The sequence below is a fragment of the Phenylobacterium sp. genome (assembly GCF_031181185.1).
In the GTDB taxonomy this organism is placed as follows: domain Bacteria; phylum Pseudomonadota; class Alphaproteobacteria; order Caulobacterales; family Caulobacteraceae; genus Phenylobacterium.
In genome coordinates, this window is the sequence record NZ_JAPSKZ010000078.1 from 1 (window position 1) to 16,762 (window position 16,762).

Annotated in this window: 14 protein-coding genes and 1 pseudogene; 8 read left to right on the plus strand and 7 right to left on the minus strand. The window is 69.2% G+C overall.

Annotation, left to right across the window (positions count from 1 at the left end; all coding sequences use genetic code 11):
• The first annotated feature begins 134 nt into the window (after positions 1 to 134).
• The gene (locus RIF93_RS11165; RefSeq protein WP_309091318.1) at positions 135 to 1,274 is read left to right on the plus strand and encodes an erythromycin esterase family protein; all 1,140 of its coding nucleotides are present in this window, start codon (positions 135 to 137) and stop codon (positions 1,272 to 1,274) included.
• Positions 1,275 to 1,290: 16 nt separating this feature from the next.
• Here RIF93_RS11165 and RIF93_RS11170 read toward each other — a convergent pair whose 3' ends face one another.
• A complete protein-coding gene (locus RIF93_RS11170; RefSeq protein ID WP_309091320.1) occupies positions 1,291 to 2,139 on the minus strand; it encodes an amidohydrolase family protein in 849 nt (282 codons plus the stop codon).
• A 269-nt stretch (positions 2,140 to 2,408) separates the two neighbouring features.
• Between RIF93_RS11170 and RIF93_RS11175 the strand changes: the two genes are divergently transcribed.
• From RIF93_RS11175 to RIF93_RS11195, 5 genes are all read left to right on the plus strand, one after another.
• Positions 2,409 to 3,515: a hypothetical protein gene (locus RIF93_RS11175; protein ID WP_309091322.1), complete on the plus strand. Its 1,107-nt coding sequence runs from the start codon at positions 2,409 to 2,411 to the stop codon at positions 3,513 to 3,515.
• An 82-nt stretch (positions 3,516 to 3,597) separates the two neighbouring features.
• A complete protein-coding gene (locus RIF93_RS11180; protein ID WP_309091324.1) occupies positions 3,598 to 4,086 on the plus strand; it encodes a hypothetical protein in 489 nt (162 codons plus the stop codon).
• A gap of 91 nt (positions 4,087 to 4,177) precedes the next feature.
• On the plus strand, positions 4,178 to 4,723 hold the full coding sequence (locus RIF93_RS11185) for an RNA polymerase sigma factor (protein ID WP_309091326.1): 546 nt from the start codon (positions 4,178 to 4,180) through the stop codon (positions 4,721 to 4,723).
• 118 nt (positions 4,724 to 4,841) lie between these two features.
• The gene (locus RIF93_RS11190; protein ID WP_309091328.1) at positions 4,842 to 5,786 is read left to right on the plus strand and encodes a FecR domain-containing protein; all 945 of its coding nucleotides are present in this window, start codon (positions 4,842 to 4,844) and stop codon (positions 5,784 to 5,786) included.
• Between the two features lie 78 nt (positions 5,787 to 5,864).
• Positions 5,865 to 8,213, plus strand: coding sequence for a TonB-dependent receptor domain-containing protein (locus RIF93_RS11195; RefSeq protein ID WP_309091330.1), 2,349 nt, complete (start codon positions 5,865 to 5,867; stop codon positions 8,211 to 8,213).
• A gap of 441 nt (positions 8,214 to 8,654) precedes the next feature.
• Here RIF93_RS11195 and RIF93_RS11200 read toward each other — a convergent pair whose 3' ends face one another.
• The 5 genes from RIF93_RS11200 to RIF93_RS11220 form a co-directional block, all read right to left on the minus strand.
• The gene (locus RIF93_RS11200; protein ID WP_309091332.1) at positions 8,655 to 9,047 is read right to left on the minus strand and encodes a VOC family protein; all 393 of its coding nucleotides are present in this window, start codon (positions 9,045 to 9,047) and stop codon (positions 8,655 to 8,657) included.
• A 142-nt stretch (positions 9,048 to 9,189) separates the two neighbouring features.
• Positions 9,190 to 9,732: a DUF1003 domain-containing protein gene (locus RIF93_RS11205; protein ID WP_309091334.1), complete on the minus strand. Its 543-nt coding sequence runs from the start codon at positions 9,730 to 9,732 to the stop codon at positions 9,190 to 9,192.
• Between the two features lie 198 nt (positions 9,733 to 9,930).
• Positions 9,931 to 11,019, minus strand: a complete 1,089-nt coding sequence (locus RIF93_RS11210) for an acyl-CoA dehydrogenase family protein (RefSeq protein ID WP_309091336.1) — start codon at positions 11,017 to 11,019, stop codon at positions 9,931 to 9,933.
• Between the two features lie 37 nt (positions 11,020 to 11,056).
• Positions 11,057 to 12,265, minus strand: a complete 1,209-nt coding sequence (locus RIF93_RS11215; protein WP_309091338.1) for an acyl-CoA dehydrogenase family protein — start codon at positions 12,263 to 12,265, stop codon at positions 11,057 to 11,059.
• A gap of 42 nt (positions 12,266 to 12,307) precedes the next feature.
• The gene (locus RIF93_RS11220; RefSeq protein ID WP_309091340.1) at positions 12,308 to 13,531 is read right to left on the minus strand and encodes an acyl-CoA dehydrogenase family protein; all 1,224 of its coding nucleotides are present in this window, start codon (positions 13,529 to 13,531) and stop codon (positions 12,308 to 12,310) included.
• A 117-nt stretch (positions 13,532 to 13,648) separates the two neighbouring features.
• Here RIF93_RS11220 and RIF93_RS11225 point away from each other — a divergent pair, with 117 nt between their 5' ends.
• Positions 13,649 to 15,301, plus strand: coding sequence for a bifunctional lysylphosphatidylglycerol flippase/synthetase MprF (locus RIF93_RS11225; RefSeq protein WP_309091342.1), 1,653 nt, complete (start codon positions 13,649 to 13,651; stop codon positions 15,299 to 15,301).
• Here the strand turns inward: RIF93_RS11225 and RIF93_RS11230 are convergent.
• The gene (locus RIF93_RS11230) at positions 15,298 to 15,507 is read right to left on the minus strand and encodes a hypothetical protein (protein WP_309091344.1); all 210 of its coding nucleotides are present in this window, start codon (positions 15,505 to 15,507) and stop codon (positions 15,298 to 15,300) included. The genes RIF93_RS11225 and RIF93_RS11230 overlap by 4 nt on opposite strands.
• Before the next feature lie 133 nt (positions 15,508 to 15,640).
• On the opposite strand from RIF93_RS11230, the pseudogene RIF93_RS11235 reads away from it, so the two are divergent.
• Positions 15,641 to 16,762, plus strand: a pseudogene (locus tag RIF93_RS11235) (hypothetical protein); the annotation flags it as partial.

The following is a 16,762-nucleotide window of genomic DNA, read 5'->3' on the forward strand; positions in this document are numbered from 1 at the left end:
ATCTCTGTGCAAAAATTCAGGAATTGGGCCGCGCGCGCCGCCGCGTTGGCGCTGACCGTCGCGAGTGTGTCCGCCACGCCTGCGCCAGCGGCTGACAACGCCCAACTGCTGCGCGCGGCGTCCGGGCCCGCTACGTGCTGCTCGGCGAGTCGACCCACGGCACGCGCGAGTACTACGTCGAACGCGCGCGCCTCACCCACGAACTGATCGCTCACCACGACGCCCGCGCCGTGGCGATCGAGGGCGACTGGTCGGGCGCGGAGCGCGTGAACCGCTATGTGCGCGGGCTGGGGCCCGACCGTTCGGCCGCGGAGGCGCTATCGGACTTCAGGGCCTTCCCCGGATGGATGTGGCGCAATGTGGAGTTCCGCGACTTCGTGGAGCAACTACGGACCGTGAACCTGGCTCGCCCGGTCGAACAGCGGATCGGCGTCTATGGGCTCGACGTCTACGACTTGTTCGACGCGGGGGATGCAGTCGTCGCCTACTTGGATCGCGTTGACCCGGCCGCCGCGGCGCGTGCGCGCGTCCACCTGAAGTGTTTCGCCCGCCACGGCCGCTCGACCGATCGCTATGCCTTGGCGGTGCGTCGGGGCTCATCGTGCGAGAGTGCGGCCGAGGCGGTGCAGGCCGAGCTCGCCCGCTTGCGGACGCCGGCGCCGGATCAAGCGGACGTGCGGTTCGCGGTCGAGCGTGCGGCGGCCACGGTCGTGGCGGGCGAAGAGTATTTCCGCGTGCTGCAGACGACCGGCTATGCCTGGAATGCTCGGGATCGCCGTATGGCGGCCGGCGCTCGCCAGATCGCTTCGCACCTCTCCCGTGCTGGGCAGCCAGCCAAGGTGGTGATCTGGGCGCACAACACCCACGTCGGCGACGCCAGCGAGACCTCGATGCGCGAGCGTGGCGAGCTCAGCCTGGGTCAGCTCCTCCGGGCCGACGGGGCCTTCCTAGTGGGTTTCATGACGGCGGGTGGCAAGGTTCTGGCGGCCGAAGAATGGGACGGACCCGCCAAGGTGCGAACCTTGCGTGAGCCGCTGGCCGGAAGCCACGAGGCCGAGCTGGCCGGCCAGGCCGGCGATGGACGGCTGGTCAGGATCCTGCGCGGGCTCCCCCGAGCGGGCCGGAAGCTGCAGCGGGCGGTGGGCGTCGTCTACGCGCCTGCCAGCGAGAAGGTGTCCCACTACATCACCGCGCACCTTGAACGGCAGTTCGACGCCGTGGTCTTTCTGCCCCGTACGTCGGCGGTGACCCCGCTCCCTGGGGCACGCGGCTGACCGCGGCCGAAGCCGCTCAGCGCGCGGCGGAGGCTCCGAACAGCCTGCGCGCGTTCTCGGAACGGATCTTCGCCGTCTCGGCGGCGGTCAGCCCCAGCCGTTCCAGCGCCTCGGCATTCTGCTTCAGCGAGTACTGCGGGTAGTCGGAGCCCAGCAGCACGTGGTCGACGCCGACGTTGCGGATCGTCCAGACGAACTCGTCCTCGATCGGTGAGTCCGCGACCACCGCCACGGTGGCGGAGATATCGAAGTAGATGTTGTCCCCGAAAAGGCCCTCGGCCGTCCGCGCGGCCTTCAGGACGTTCCAGAACCGGAAGTTCATGAAGCCCATGTGGGCGAAGATGAACTTCGTCTTCGGCGCCGCCAGGGCCAGGTTGAACAGCTTCTCGCTGTCGCCGGGGAGGATATTGGCGTTGTCCATCAGCACGACGACGCCCAGGTCGCCAGCGCGCCGCACCAGGGCCAGCACGCGCGGATCGCTCTGCTCGAAGCGCTGCGTATGCGGATGGATCTTCAGAACCTTCACGCCAAGCTTCGCCACCCGCTCCAGCTCCGCGAGCGCCGCCTCGCCGTCGTAAGGGTGGACCGTCGCCACCGGCAGCATGCCGAGGCGTTTGGCAGCGAGGGCTATCAAGGCGTCGTTGCTGGCGCGAATGGCCTCTGGCTTGCCTGCCACGGCGTGGTTGGGGCCGCCGAACCACATGGCCGCGTAGCCGCCCACCCGCTGCCCGTCCGTCCTCAGTTGCGCGTCGTAGGCGTCGGCCGACGTCTGGCCTTGGTGCAGGTGTACGTGGGTGTCGAACGCCGACGTCTGCGCCATCGCGGGCGCGGTGGTGGTCACCGCCCAGGCGCCGGCCAGGGCCAAGGTGGTAATCGGCCGGGAGCCCCCACCGCGGCGCGGCCGGGGCAAGGCGGCGCGGCCCTGGCGCGTCCCGCGCCGAACAGCGCCAAGGCGCCTGCCAGGACGAAGGTCTTCATCGGCCGGAAGCCACCTCGGCGGCGCGGCCGAGTCAAGGCGGCGCTTCCATGGCTCGTCCCGCGTCGAACTTTCAGCGCTGAAATCTTCCTGCGGCGTCGCAGGCTCAAACTGCCGGCAAAAGAGGGCTGCAAGCCCGGGGGTCAGGGAGGTTCATCATGCGCACTGCGCTTATTCTTGCCGTTTCGGCCTTGGCGCTGTTCGGCGCGGTGGAAGCGGCCGCACAGGCGCCGCAGGTCAATCCGACCATCCGCCAGCCGGGCTGGAAGGCGCCCCGTACGTCCTGGGGCGCGCCTAGCCTTGAGGGCTACTGGTCGAATGCGACGCTCACCCCGCTGACCCGCAATCCGCGCCTCACCCCCAAGGCGACGCTCTCGGCCGAGGAGGCGCGGCAGATCGAGAAGGTCTGGGCCAAGGCGCTGGCCGACTCCGACGCCCAGACGGATCCCGACAAATCGACCGAGCAGTTGCAGGCCGAGTTCGGGCAGTCCGAACTCGTGAAGATCCGGCCGGACTTCGCGGCGGCCGGCGGGGACGTCGGCGGCTACAACACCTTCTGGATCGACCCGGGCAACCACATCATGGAGGTGAACGGCGAATTCAGGACCTCCATCCTCACGACGCCGAACGGCCAGTTCCCGCCCCGCAAGCCGGGCGCGCCGTCGGCCGGCGGCGGCTTCCGCGACGCCTACGACAGCTACGAATACCGCGGCCTCGGCGATCGCTGCATCATGGGCTTCGGCCGCAACGCTGGTCCGCCGATGCTGTCCAACGGCTACTACAACAACAGCTATCGCATCCTGCAGACGCCGGACGCGGTGGTCATCAACGTCGAGCTGATCCACGACAACCGGATCGTCCGGCTGAACTCCAAGCACCGCACCGACGGGGTCCGCCCGTGGATGGGCGATTCCATCGGCTGGTACGAGGGGGACACCCTGGTCGTCGAGACGACCAACATTCCCCAAGGCCAGGCGCTGGCCGGCTCCTGGAGGAACCTGAAGGTGACCGAGCGCTTCACGCGGGTGTCGCCGACGCGGCTGAACTACCAGTTCACGGTCGAGGACCCCGACGTGTGGGAGGCCCCCTGGGGTGGCGAGTACAACTTCCACCCGCTGAACGGCGTGATCTACGAGTACGCCTGTCACGAGGGGAACTACGCCCTGCCGGCGATCCTGGCCGGCGCTCGCGAGGCCGAGAAGCAGGCAGCGGCCGCGGCGGCCGCTCCCGCGAAGGCGGCCAAGGGCAAGAAGGGCGCGCCGTAGCGGCGTCGCCGCACAGGTTACCCCTCTTTAAGCTGAGCGCGGCGCCGCGTCGCGCTACGCTCGCCGGAAACAGGGGGACCTGATGAAGCGGCTGGCGGTGTTGGCGTTCGGCTTGCAGCTCACCTTCGGCGGGGGCGCGGCGGCCCAGACGGACGACCTGCGCTATTTCGTCGGGCGTTGGGAGGTGACGTCCAAGGATCCCGGAACCGGCGAGGTGATCCGGGTGGACTACCGCATCGAGCCCGCGCCCGGCGGCGCTTGGCTGGCCGGGTCCAGCGCGTCCGCGGACGGCGGCCTCAGCGCCCGGGACATGTGGGGGCGGGACCCGCTGACCGGCGAGGTGATCCGCGTGATCTTCGACGGGAGCGGGACCTTCGCGACGGTACGCTCATCGGGGTGGGCTGGCGACAAGCTGGTGCTGGAAGGCGAGGCCCGCTCCAAGGGCGGGATCGTCCGTGTGCGGGAGACCATCTCCCGCGTATCGCCACAGCGTTTCGAGGCGATCTGGGAGGCTTATCGCGACGGCGCGTGGTCGGCCTATGCGGTGGAGACCGTCACGCGGCGGCTGTGATCGCGGGGCGCTCGGCTTGCCTCTCGCCGAACGCCGTCCTAGAGCCGTTTCACCGACCCGCGTGCTGCGTCGGGCTGATCAAGGGAGTTCGGTGGCGCCGCCTGGGCCGTCGCAGAGTGGGGACGGGGAGAGCCCGCTGATCCGCGCGTTCTTCGAACGCCGCGAGAAGCTCATCCTGTTCCTGGCGGCGCGGACGCGCGACATGGCCATGGCCGAAGACCTCGCGCAGGACCTTTATCTCAAGATCGCCGGGCTGGATTCGAAGACGGAGGTCCGCGCGCCTGAAGCGCTGCTGTACCGGATGGCGGCGAACCTGATGGTCGACCACGTCCGCAGCGCTCGGCGCTCCTCGCGCCGCAGCGCCGAATGGCGGACGGAGACCCAAGCGGTGCTGGGCGGCCACGAGGTCTCGCAGGAGCCCCCGGCCGACGAGGTGGTGATGGGCAGGGAGCGCGTGCGCCAGCTGGCCGCCGCGGTCGCCGACCTGCCGCCGCAGATGGGCCGCGCCTTCCGGCTGCACAAGCTGGAAGGGCTGAGCCAGGCGCAGACCGCCCAGGCGATGGGCGTGTCGGTGAAGATGGTGGAGGCGCACGTGGCCGCGGCCATCAAGCAGCTGGCGCAAAGGCTACGGTCGTGATGTTTTTCCTCCGACATAGGGGGGCGACATCTCGGCGCCGTCTCTTCTCCTGTTCAGGACTCTCGGCGGGAACACGAGCGAGCCGATGACAAGCATTGCGACGCGAAACGAGGAGGTGATGGCGCAAGCCAGCGCTTGGCTCGCGCGTCTGCAACGCGACGACGTCGGAGAGACCGACGGCTTAGAATTCGACGCCTGGCTCGCCGCCTCGCCCGCTAATGGGGAGGCCTATCGCGCCGCGCTTTCCGCCTGGCACGCCTTCGAGGCGCGCCCCGAGGCCGTGCTCGAAGAACTCGCCGCCGAGACCCGCCGCGCTGCGCGCCGTCCGGCTGCCACGCGCCGGTGGCTGGTCGGCGGCGGCATGGCGGTCGCCGCGGCCCTGACCGCCGTGGCGGTGCTGCCGACGCTCGACGGACCTGCGAACGTCCAGACCTATTCGACGGCCAAGGGGCAGCATCAGCGGGTCACCCTCGCCGACGGCTCGGTGGTCGACCTGAATGCTGAGACGCGAATGACCGTGCGCTTCGCTCGCCGCGAGCGCCGGGTCGAGCTGGGCGACGGCCAAGCGATCTTCGACATCGCTCACGATCGGAGGCGGCCGTTCACCGTCGAGGCGTCGGGCCGCGCGGTGCGCGTGCTGGGCACTCAATTCGACGTACGCAACCGCAGCGGCGACGTGACGGTGACCGTGGCGCGAGGACGGGTTCAGGTGCGACCCGTCGCCTCATCCAAGACGGGCCAGGCCTTCGCGCTGGGACCGGGCCAGCGGCTGGCGATCGGCAGGGCCGGCGTTGCGCGCTTGACCGCCGTCGACGCGCAGGAGGCGCTCGGCTGGCGTTCGGGCCGCCTTGTTTACCGGGGCGAGCCTCTGGCCGAGGTGGTGGCCGACCTCAACCGCCAGTTCGTCGAGCAGATCGAGGTGACCGATCCGGCGCTTGCCCGCCTGCCCGTCACCGGCGTCATCGTGCTGGACGACCACGCCTCGGTCGCCACGCGTCTTTCCTTGATGCTCCCCGTAAGATCGGTACCTTCCGAGCAGGGGCTGCTGCTGCTTCGGAAATAGCCGACGTCGAGCCCTGTTCGGACTATCGGGGCTGAGGCGGATCTGACCATCCACGCGCGTAGGGAGTTGGGGGCCGTCATGGCGTGCGTCGCCATGACGTTGGGCGTCGGCGACCCTGCCGCGGCCGCGTCCACGCGCGTGCGCTTCCGCATCCCGCCGCAGCCCTATCCCGAGGCGCTGCTCGACCTCGCCCAGCAGGCCAACGTCACCCTTATCGGCGCGGCCGCCTGCCAAGGTGTCTCCCGCAGTGTGGTCGCAGGCTCCATGACGGTCGAGGAGGCGCTTTCGCGGCTGCTCGCCGGCGCGCCGTGCGAGTGGCGGATGGTCGCCGCGGGCGCTATCGAGATTTCGCGCGCCCGGCAGGTCGAGGCGCCGCGTCTGCCAGCCGGTCCGCCGACGACGGTCGGGGAACTGCTAGTGACCGCCACCAAACGCGTGCGGGATCCGCGGGAGCTCGCCGTCGGCATCACCGCTATTCCGCGGCGACGCCTCAATGAGACGGGCGCCAGCGATCCCGGCGACGCGGCCGCCCAGATGGCGGGCGTGCTGACCACCAATCTTGGCCCCGGCCGCAACAAGCTCCTGCTGCGCGGCCTGTCCGACGGCGTCTTCACCGGTCGCGCCCGCTCCACCGTGGCCACCTTCCTCGACGACATCCCGGTCAACTACAACGCCCCTGACCCTGACCTGCGGCTCGTCGACGTCGAGCGGGTCGAGGTGGCGCGCGGTCCGCAGGGCGCGCTCTATGGCGCTGGGGCCATGAGCGGCGTCTACCGGATCGTGACCCGCAAGCCCGACCTCGACCAATGGTCGGCCGAGGCGCGCGTCACCGGCGCGAGCACCGAGGGCGGTGGGCCCAGCGGCGCGCTCGAGGGCTACATCAACGTGCCGATCTGGGGCGAGACGGCTGGCCTGCGCCTGTCGGCCTACCACGAGGTCCAGGGAGGCTATCTCGACGACATCGTCCAAAACCGCAGCAACGTCGATCGGACCGAACGCCAGGGCGGGCGACTGACCCTGCTGGTCCAGCCGAGGGAAGCGCTTTCGATCACTCTGACGGGCGCCGCCCAGAGCTTGAGGTCCGAGGACACGCACTACACGATCCGCGGAATCGGCCGCAAACGTGCGGTGCTGATCCCCGAACCTCACGTGAACGACATCGAGCTGGCGACCGCTACGGTGCGTCGTTCATGGAGCGGCGTGGAGTTGACGTCCGCCACCGGCTTTGTGCGCCACACCTATGGCAGCCTGTTCGACGCCACGCCCGTTCAGGCGAACTACACCGATCAGGCTCAGACCTCGGCCTATTCCGAACGCACCCGCACCCGCATGTGGGTGCAGGATGTCTTCCTCACCTCCCGCGGCGTGTCGAAGCTGGAGTGGCTGGTGGGGCTGTACGCCTCGGAAGCGCGGCTCAGGTCCCCCAGCGAGCTCCTGGCCCAGAACCCCGGCCGCCCCAATGTTTCCGTCTATTCCGAACAGCGGCACGAGACGATCCGCGAACTGGCCGGTTACGGCGAGCTCTCGTACGAGCCTGCGCCTGGCTGGACGCTGGCCCTGGGCGGACGCTTCTATGACATCGACCGACGCATCCGCTCGGACGTGGTGTCCGAGCGCTTCGCGCCACGCAGCCTGGACCGCAGCAATCAGTTCACCGGCTTCTCGCCGAAGATTTCTCTGCAGCGCCAGTTCGAGAACGGCGACCTTCTCTATGCCGTTGTCAGCGAGGGCTTCCGGCCCGGCGGCGTGAACACGGGCGGGGCGCAACCGGCGCCTGTGGCGCGTGAGACCTTTTCGTCGGACCGCCTGCGCAACTACGAGGTCGGCGTGAAGCTGGAGCGCTGGCAGCGTCGCCTCTCGCTAAGCTCCGCGATCTATTACGATGTCTGGAGGGACCTCCAGACCGATCAGTTTCTGGAGTCCGGCATCCCTTATACGACTAATGCGGGCGACGCCCGCGTCTTGGGGGTTGAGGCCGAGGTCGCCTTCCGCACCGACAACGGCTTCCTGGCCCAGCTGAACGGGCGCGTGTCGCGCACCCGTACCACCAACGCGAACCTAGAGTTCATCCCCGTGCTGGCGAACAATCTGCCTGGCGCTCCGCCGATCTCCGGGGGCGCCCTGGTGGCCTATGAGCGGCCGGTGTTCGGCGACTGGACGGCTCGGATCGTCGGCCAAGCGATCTACGTCGGCCTGTCGCGGGTGTCGTTCGACGCCTTGCTGCCTCGGACGGGCGGCTTCACTCAGACGCGCCTCCTGGGCGAGATCAGCCGCGACGGGCGGGGGGCGCAGGTGTTCGTCACCAACGCGCTGGACTCGTTCCGCGACACCTTCTCGTTCGGCAATCCGTTCACGGCCCCGCAGGCGCGCCAGATCACGCCACAGCGTCCGATCACCGTCGGTGCGACGCTGTTCGCCTCTTTCTAGAAGAAATTCTTCGACCCGACCTAGGGGTGGGCGAACGCGGCGCCGTCTTCCCCGCGACCTTCGGCTTCGTGACCAGGCCGGAAGTCGCGATCGGATGCGCCGCGAGCCGGCGCAGCAGTCAAACGTGGCGCGCGTCCCGAGCCCAAAAAAGCGCGCGACGGCTGGCTGAGTGCGGCCCTGACGAGGAGAGCGTCAGGGCCGCGCCTCCGGAGGCGCGGCCTTGGCCCACGATCCTGTTTGGCCCTTATCCACAGCAATGCTAGGCTACCGCCGTTGATCGCGGTCGGCTCGGGCCGCGCGAGGCGTTCCCTGGACGCTGGAACATCAACCCGCGTCGGCTCTCCAGTCGCTGGCACGAGACCTACCGCCCCGGCCGGAGGACTGTCACACCCTCAGCCGGGGCCTCTCGTTTTCAGGCCATCCCTCGATGCGACGGCGGCGTCAGCCCGGCCGGTGGATGGCGCAGAGCTTGTTACCATCCGGGTCGCGGACGTAGGCCAGGTGCATCGGCCCCAGCGAGCCGCTGCGCAGACCGGGCGGCTCCTCGATCGAGGCGCCGCCGTGCGCGACCGCCGTGTCGTGGAACGCCTTCACCTGTTCAGGCGAGCTGCACTTGAAGCCGATCGTGCCGCCATTGGCGTGGGTCGCCGGCTCGCCGTTGATGGGCTCGCTGACGCAGAACGTGCTGCCGTCATGCATATAGAAAAGGCGCGTATGGCCGCTCTCCGCCGTGTGGCGGAACGGCTCGCCGGCTCCCAGCGTCCCCAGGACGGCATCGTAGAAGCGCTTGGCGCGATCGAGGTCGTTCGTTCCGACCATGACGTGGTTGAGCATGCGTCCTCCCTAAGGCCTGCATATGCAGGTTCAAAGCACACGGCCGGGCCAGGGGCCAGACGTGACGTGCGTGCGCCTCACGCCGGCTCGCCGCGCGCGCGGATTGCCGGATGGCGCTGCGAGCAAGGCTGCGTCCGTCGTCCTAGTCCCCCTTCGTTCGCTCTAGGGTGTCGAGCACCGCCTCCGGCGCGACATCCCGCTCAAGCTCCCGCAGGGTCGGATCTTGGCTTTCGCGGATCCCGAGGTGCTCGGCGATGGCGGTGGTCAGCTTTATCAGCCGCGTGACCTCGTGCTCGGTCAGCAGGTTGATCTGGAGGTCGAGATCGGCGCGCCGGTCCGCGACCTTCGCCGCGCGGTTCTGGCTGATGAGAACGAAGGTGGACAGGAAGATCGCTTCCACCGACGCGGCGGTCGCGAGGATCACGAACGTCCGATCGAACCGGGGTACGGCCGGAACCAGCCCGACGTTGATGGCCACCCAGACGGCGAGGATCGCCAGGTGGACGTAGACGAAGGTCATGCTCCCGGTGAAGGCGGTGACCGCGCCGGCCAGCTTGTCCTGGAAGGTTGCGCGTCTTTCCTCCCGGCGCTGCCGCTCCTGCAGGGCCGTGATGTTCCGGGCCAGTGCAGAGTTCAGTCCGGGCGGCTGGGGCGGCGGAACGGTCGGCGAATGAGGGTGGCGCATTTCCATCGGCGGCGTGCAACTCCGGGAGGCGGCCTGCGCCGCCCTCAGGAGAACGCGCCAGGAAGCTTTCCCGACGCACGGTACGGCCTGCCGAGCGGCGACGCCGCCCTTGGCGGAGGTCCACCCCTACAGAAAACCCCGCCGGCAGGTCGACCGGCGGGGATCCTGGATACAGAGGCTGAGGTCAGCCGCTGATCTCTAGTACCCGTTGATCCGGGCGTAGCGATCGCGGTGATAGGCCTGGTTGCCGAAGGCGGCTTCCGCGGCCCGAGCACGCTTAAGGAAGAAGCCGGCGTCGTGGGCGTCGGTCATGCCGATGCCGCCGTGCATCTGGACCATTTCGTTCGAGACCAGATGGAAGGTGTCGCCCATCTTGGCCTTGGCCAGGCTGACGAGCTCCGGCACGTCGGGGCTGTCGTTGTCGATGGCCGTCAGCGCCGCCTCGACGGTCGAGCGGGCGAGCTCGAGCTCGGTGAACATCTTGGCCGCCCGGTGCTGCAGCGCCTGGAAGCTGCCGATGACCTGTCCAAACTGCACGCGCGTCTTCAGGTAGTCGAGAGTCGTCTCGAAGGCCTGGCTGGCGGCGCCCAGCATCTCGGCGGAAAGGCCGGCGCGGGCGCGGTCGAGGGTCTTCTCGAGCGTCCCAAAGCCGCCGGACAGCGGCTCGGCGGCCGCGCCGGAGAACTCGATGTTGGCCGCGCCCCGGCTGTCCGCCAGTTGCAGCCGCTGACGCTTCACGCCCGCGTCGTCGGCGTTCACGAGGTAGAGGCCCACGCCGTCCGGCCCCTTGGCCGAGACGACCAGCAGATCGGCCGCCATGCCTTCCAGGACGAAGGTCTTCTTCCCTGTGATCTTGCCGCCGCTGAAAGCGGTCTCGCACTTCTCGGGGTTGTGGTGCGGGCCCTCGTCGACCGCGAGCGTCGCAACGATCTCGCCGGCGGCGATCTTCGGCAGCCAGGCTTGCTTCTGCTCTTCCGAGCCGCCCAGCACCAGGGCCGAGGCCGCGCCCAAGGCCGAGGCCAGCAGGGGCGAGGCGGTCAGCGTGCGGCCGGTCTCCTCAAGGACCAGGCCCATCGAGAGGTAGCCGAAGGCCGAGCCGCCGTACTCCTCGGGGATGATCACCCCGGCCCAGCCCATCTCGGCCATCTCGTTCCAGGCGGCGACGTCGTAGCCCAGCTCGGCGCCGGAATCGCGCATCTTGCGGAAGGCGGTGACCGGGCTCTTCTCCTGGACCCAGCTCTTGGCCGCGTCGCGCAGCATGTTCTGTTCTTCGGTCAGAACGGCCATGTTCGTGTTTCCCTAAATCTCTGGTTTCGCTGCGTGGTCAAGCGGATTTCGTGGCGTCGGGCAGACCCAGGATGCGCTTGGAGATGATGTTGTTCTGCACCTCCTGCGAGCCGCCGTAGATCGTGGTCGCCTTGCCGCCCAGCCAGTTGCGGACGAACGTCAGCTCTTCCTCCGAGAAGCCGTCGCCTTCCCAGCCGAGGCCCTGGCTGCCCAGGATCTCGATGCAGAGTTCGGCCCGCTCCTGCAGGGTCTGGCTGGCGGCGTTCTTCATGATGGAGGTGGCCGCCGAGGGGCCCTGATTGCCCTTGGCCTCCTGCATCGCGCGGATGGCGGTGAGCTGGAAGGCCTTCAGGTCCATGGCGTTCTTGGCCACTCGGGTCCGCAGGTCGCCGTCGGCGATGCGTCCCTTCTCATCGAGGCCGACGTACTCCTTCGCCAGCTGCTCAGGCGCGCGGCCCGAGCCGTAACGGCCGGCGCTGCCGCCGCCGCCCGCCAGGCCGTTGCGCTCGTGCTGCAGCAGGCGCTTGCCGATCGTCCAGCCGCCGTTCAGCGGCCCGACGAGGTTCTCCTTCGGCACCTTCACGTCGGTGAGGAACGTCTCGCAGAAGGGGCTATTTCCGCTGATCAGCTGGATCGGCCGCACCTCGACGCCCGGCGTCTTCATGTCGAACAGCACGAAGGAGATGCCCTCGTGCTTCTTCGTGGTGTCGGTGCGCACCAGGCAGAAGCACCAGTCGGCCCACTGCGCCCCGGACGTCCAGATCTTCTGGCCGTTGACCAGGAAGTGATCGCCCTTGTCCTCGGCGCGCGTCTGCAGCGCCGCGAGATCGGAGCCGGCGCCGGGTTCGCTGAACCCTTGGCACCACTGGACCTCGCCGGTCGCGATCAACGGGATGTGGCGCTTCTTCTGCTCCTCGTTGCCGTATTCCAGCAGCGTAGGCCCGAACATCATGGTGCCCATGCCGACGATGGGGTTGTAGGCCCCGGCGCGGCCGAACTCCTGGTTCACCACTCGGGCCTCGGCCGGGGTCAGGCCGCCGCCGCCGTACTGCTTGGGCCAGGTGGGAACGCCCCAACCCTTCTCGCCTACGGCCAGGCGCCACGCCTTCTGCTCGGCGGTCTCGCTCGCCCGCTCAGGTCCGATCGCCGGACCCTTGCCCTTGAGCGACGGCGGGAAATTCGCCGCTACCCAATCGCGCACCTCGGTGCGGAAGGCGTCTAGATCGCTTCCTCCAAAATCGGCCATCTGGAAATCTCCGGCTCTATGTTCAATTGAAAACTCAAATACTTACTTCGGGTCCGGCAATCCCAGGACCCGTTTGGCGATGACGTTCAGGTTGATCTCGGACGTACCGCCCTCGATCGAGTTGGCCTTGGTGCGCAGCCAGCCGCGAACCGCCAAGATCTCGGCCGGCTCGTAGCCTTCGCCGTCCCAGCCCAGGCCTTGGTGGCCCATGGCCTCGACCATCAGCTCGGATCGCTCCTTGGCGAACTCAGCGGCGGCGTACTTGATGATGGAGGTGGCGGCCGAGGGACCGTTGCCAGCCTTCGACTCCGCCGCGGAGCGAGCGATGGTCTGGCGCAGCGCCGCGAAGTCCATCTTGTTCTTGGTGATGCGCGCGCGCAGGTCGCCATCTTCGAGCCGGCCGCTCGCGTCGGCGCCCACGTAGCGCTTGGCGATCTTGGCCAGGTCGCCGGCCGCGCCGCCCGCGCTGCCGCCTTCGCCGAAGCCGGCGGAGATGTTCTGGCGTTCGTACTGCAGCAGGCGCTTGGCGATCTCCCACCCGCCGTTCACCCGGCCGACCAGGTTCTCCTTTGGCACCTTCACGTCGGTGAAGAACGTCTCGCAGAACGGGCTCTCACCGCTGATCAGCGAAATCGGCCGCGTCTCCACGCCCGGCGTCTTCATGTCGATCAGGATGAAGCTGATGCCCTCGTGCTTCTTGGTGTTGTCGGTCCGCACGAGGCAGAAGCACCAGTCGGCCTTGTTGGCGTAGCTGGTCCAGATCTTCGATCCGTTGATCAGCCAGTGGTCGCCCTTGTCCTCGCACTTGGTCTGCAGCCCCGCGAGGTCCGAGCCCGCGCCCGGCTCGGAATAGCCCTGGCACCAGCGGATCTCGCCGCCCACGATCTTCGGCAGGTGTTCGCGCTTTTGCTCCTCATTGGCGTACTCGAGCAGCACCGGCCCCAGCATCCAGATGCCGAAGGAGGCCAGCGGCTGGCGATAACGTCCGACGGCGAGCTCTTCGTTCAGCACGCGGGCCTGTTGCGGCGAAAGGCCGCCGCCGCCGTATTCCTTGGGCCAGGTGGGCGCGGTCCAGCCCTTCTCGGCCATGCGGCGCATCCAGACGATCTGCGGATCGGTCGAGCCCTGGAACGGCCGCCCGCCCCAGATGGCTTCGGGGTCGGTCTTCGCCTGCGCGTCGCGCAGTTCGGGGGGATAGTTCGCCTCCAACCACGCGCGGACCTCGGTGCGGAATGCGTCGAGCTCGGCGCCGCCAAAGTCGGCCATGGCGTCCTCCCTTTTCGAAAAAGCTGCGGTCCCAACTCTAGCGCCGGTCCGCGCGGGAGCAAGGGACATGAAACAGTTGTTTGAGCTTCCGGTCGCCAGTTCGGCTATGGAGCCGGCGTGCGATTCCTGAGGGACCTGAAACCGGCCGCCTTCGCCGCCGCGCCGACCATGGCCGCGCTGGTGGCGCTCGGCTGTGGCGCGATGCTGCTGGCGTCCGGCGCCCGGCCGTCGGAGCCTGAGCGCTTCTTGCAGCTCATGGAGATGACGCCGGTCATCCTCATCGAGCTCAGCCACCTGATCTCGAGCCTCTTGGGCCTGACGCTGGTGATCCTGGCGTTCGGCCTGCGCGCGCGTCTGGGCGCGGCCTGGGCGGCCACGATGATCGTGCTGCTGATCGCCGCCCCCTTAAGCCTGGAGAAGGGCATCGTCTGGGAGGACACCGCGATCCTGCTGGCCGCGGCCGCGGCGCTGGCCCCGTTCCGCGGCGCGTTCCCGCGGACGGCCCGGCTGTCGCGCATGGAGGTCACGCCCGGTTGGCTGTTCTCTGCCGCCTGCCTGCTGCTGGGCGCCGGCCTGATCGGCTTCTGGTCTTACCAGAACGCGGACTATGGCGATGCGCCTTTCTGGCGGGTGATGGTCGACGACGATGTGGCCCGGTCGATCCGCGGATGGGCCGCCGCGGCCATCGCGCTGCTGGCGTTCGGGCTCTGGCGCATGCTTGGCTCAGCCGCCACGCCGCCGATCGTGGGCGAGGACGATCCTGAGTTCGCCCGCGTCCGGCAGATCCTGGCCAGCGCCGGCGCCGGCGGGGCGAGGCCGAATTCGAACCTGGCGCTGCTAGGCGACAAGCGCTTCCTGTTCTCGCCGTCTGGCGAGAGCTTCCTGATGTTCGGGGTGCGCGGCCGAAGCTGGATCGCGCTGGCGCCGCCTGTCGGCCGGCCCGACGAGAAGCTGGAACTGCTCTGGCGCTTCCGGGAATTGGCCGACGCCCATGCCGCGCGGCCGGCCATCTATGCGCTGGACGCCGAGGACCTGCCTGACGTGGTCGAGATGGGCTTCTCGATCCAGAAGATCGGCGAGGTGGCCGTCCTGCCGCTGCAGGGTTTCAGCATCGAGGGCACTCGGCGGGGCAAGGCCAGGCGCGCCTGGCGCCAGGCGGCGGACGCGGGCGCGCAGTTCGAGGTTGTACCCCCAGAGGGCGTCGCCCCGCTGATGCCCGACCTGCAGAGGATCTCCGACGCCTGGCTCGCCGCCCACGCCGGCGGGGAGAAAGGCTTCACGATGGGCGGCTTCCACCCCCGCTACGTGCAGGAGTTCCCGGTCGCGGTCGTGCGGTTCGAAGGGCGGATCATCGCCTTCGCCACGCTGTGGCCGGTGGCCGACCGCTCGGCCTTCTCCATCGATCTGATGCGCTACGTCGACGAGGGGCCCAAGCGCATCATGGACTTCCTGTTCGTCGAGCTCCTCAAGTGGGGCGTGGCCCAGGGCTATGGCGCGTTCGATTTCGGCATGGCGCCGCTGGCCGGCCTGAAGGATCGGCCGCTCGCGCCGATGATGTCCCGGGTCGGCAGCCTGCTCTTCGAGAACGCCGAGGACTTCTACAACTTCCAGGGCGTGCGCGAATTCAAGAACAAGTGGGACCCGCTGTGGCGGCCCCGCTATGTCGCCGCGCCGCGCAAGTGGACCATCCCGATCGTGCTCGCCGACGTGGGCCTGCTCACCTCCGGCGGCGTCGCAGGCCTGGCGAAGCGGCCCAAGCGCGCCGACTAGCGGACGTTCCCCGTCGTCACGCCCAGCAGGTTGACGGCGTGCACCGCCATCAGCACCACGCCGGCCGCCGCGAGCAGCATGATGAAGCGCCACGGGGCCATACGCGGCCCCTTGTGCGGGTTCGGCGGCCGCGCGCCGCGCCAGCCGGCGAAGACGCCCAGCGCCGCCAGGGCGCTCATCACGATCAGGGTGGTGCGGAGGTCCATGCGCGGCGGGGTAGCGCAGGCCGGCCCGATGATCCACAGGAACGGGCCCTCGCCACAACTAATAGCGTTAAGGCCGCGTTTACACCCCCAGAATCGGTGGGTAGCGTCCTAGGTGGTTGGGAGACGCGATTCGATGACGGCGGGGGCGCCCTGGAGCGTCAAGGGGATCGACCCGAAGGCCCGCGAGGTCGCCAAGGACCTCGCCCGGCGTTCGGGTATGACGCTCGGCGAGTGGCTGAATCGCGTGATCCTCGAGGACGACGGGCCCGAGGACGTCACCCACGAGTCGCAGTTTTCCGAGCGGCCGCACCGGACGGCCTATGAGCCGCTGCCGCGGTTCTCGCCCCAGCCGCCGACGCAGGATTTCAACCGCGTCGCCTACGCCCTGGATCGCCTGGCTGACCGGATCGAGGCGTCGGAGACGCGGACGGGGCTCGCAATCTCGGGCGTCGAGCACTCCGTGCGTCAAGCGCTCGCCCGCGTCGAGACCGCCGAGCGCGAACACCACGTCATCACTGAGCGGCTCGCCCGCCTGGAGATCGAAGAGCCCGCTGGCCCCCGTTCGGCCGAGGCGCTGCGGATCCTCGAGGACCGGATTTCGCGGATCGAGGCCGGCGAGCGTCGCTCGGCCCAGGCCGTCGAGCAGATGGGCCGGCAGATGCTGGCCATGGCCGAGGCGCTGAACCGCCGGCTGGCGGCCGCCGAGCAGCAGAGTGCCGGTGCGCTGGAGCAGGTCGGCGGCGAGATCGCCCGGGTGGCCGGCGCCGTCGAAGCGCGCCTGGCCAGGGCCGAGCAGACCCAGGCGGAGTCGCTCGAGCGGTTCGGCGCCGAGATCGGCCGCATCACGGACCTCTTCTCCGACCGCTTGGTGGCGGCGGAGCAGCGAACGGCTCGGGCCATCGAAGACGTGGGCCAGCAGGTCGCCCGCGTCACCGAACGGATCGAACAGCGTCACGAGCGGGCCGCCGACGACCTGGCTGGGCGCCTGCGCGAAAGCGAGGCCCGCACGGCCCGCCTGGTGGAGGAAGCCCACGCCCGGCTGCAGGGCCAGGCGCCGGTCGCGACGGTCGTCGACCCAGACGCGCCGCCGCGGGGGCCGTTCGGACCCGAACTCTTCTCGCGCGCCGAGCCGCTGCCCGAGGCCAGCGTCGATCCGGTGCGTCCGTCGTTCGCCCGCGAAGACTTCGAGGCGGCGGAAGGCTTCGCGCCGCTGGCAGAGCCGGCGGACGAGGACGATGTCTTCGAGCTGGAGACG

Excerpts from the sequence above, each read along its gene's own strand:
- RIF93_RS11180 (WP_309091324.1), top strand. The coding sequence starts at position 3,598 with ATGAAGCGGCTGGCGGTGTTGGCGTTCGGCTTGCAGCTCACCTTCGGC.
- RIF93_RS11195 (WP_309091330.1), top strand. The coding sequence starts at position 5,865 with ATGGCGTGCGTCGCCATGACGTTGGGCGTCGGCGACCCTGCCGCGGCC.
- RIF93_RS11210 (WP_309091336.1), bottom strand. The coding sequence starts at position 11,019 with ATGGCCGTTCTGACCGAAGAACAGAACATGCTGCGCGACGCGGCCAAG.
- RIF93_RS11220 (WP_309091340.1), bottom strand. The coding sequence starts at position 13,531 with ATGGCCGACTTTGGCGGCGCCGAGCTCGACGCATTCCGCACCGAGGTC.
- RIF93_RS11200 (WP_309091332.1), bottom strand. The coding sequence starts at position 9,047 with ATGCTCAACCACGTCATGGTCGGAACGAACGACCTCGATCGCGCCAAG.
- RIF93_RS11215 (WP_309091338.1), bottom strand. The coding sequence starts at position 12,265 with ATGGCCGATTTTGGAGGAAGCGATCTAGACGCCTTCCGCACCGAGGTG.
- RIF93_RS11190 (WP_309091328.1), top strand. The coding sequence starts at position 4,842 with ATGGCGCAAGCCAGCGCTTGGCTCGCGCGTCTGCAACGCGACGACGTC.
- RIF93_RS11230 (WP_309091344.1), bottom strand. The coding sequence starts at position 15,507 with ATGGACCTCCGCACCACCCTGATCGTGATGAGCGCCCTGGCGGCGCTG.
- RIF93_RS11175 (WP_309091322.1), top strand. The coding sequence starts at position 2,409 with ATGCGCACTGCGCTTATTCTTGCCGTTTCGGCCTTGGCGCTGTTCGGC.
- RIF93_RS11205 (WP_309091334.1), bottom strand. The coding sequence starts at position 9,732 with ATGCGCCACCCTCATTCGCCGACCGTTCCGCCGCCCCAGCCGCCCGGA.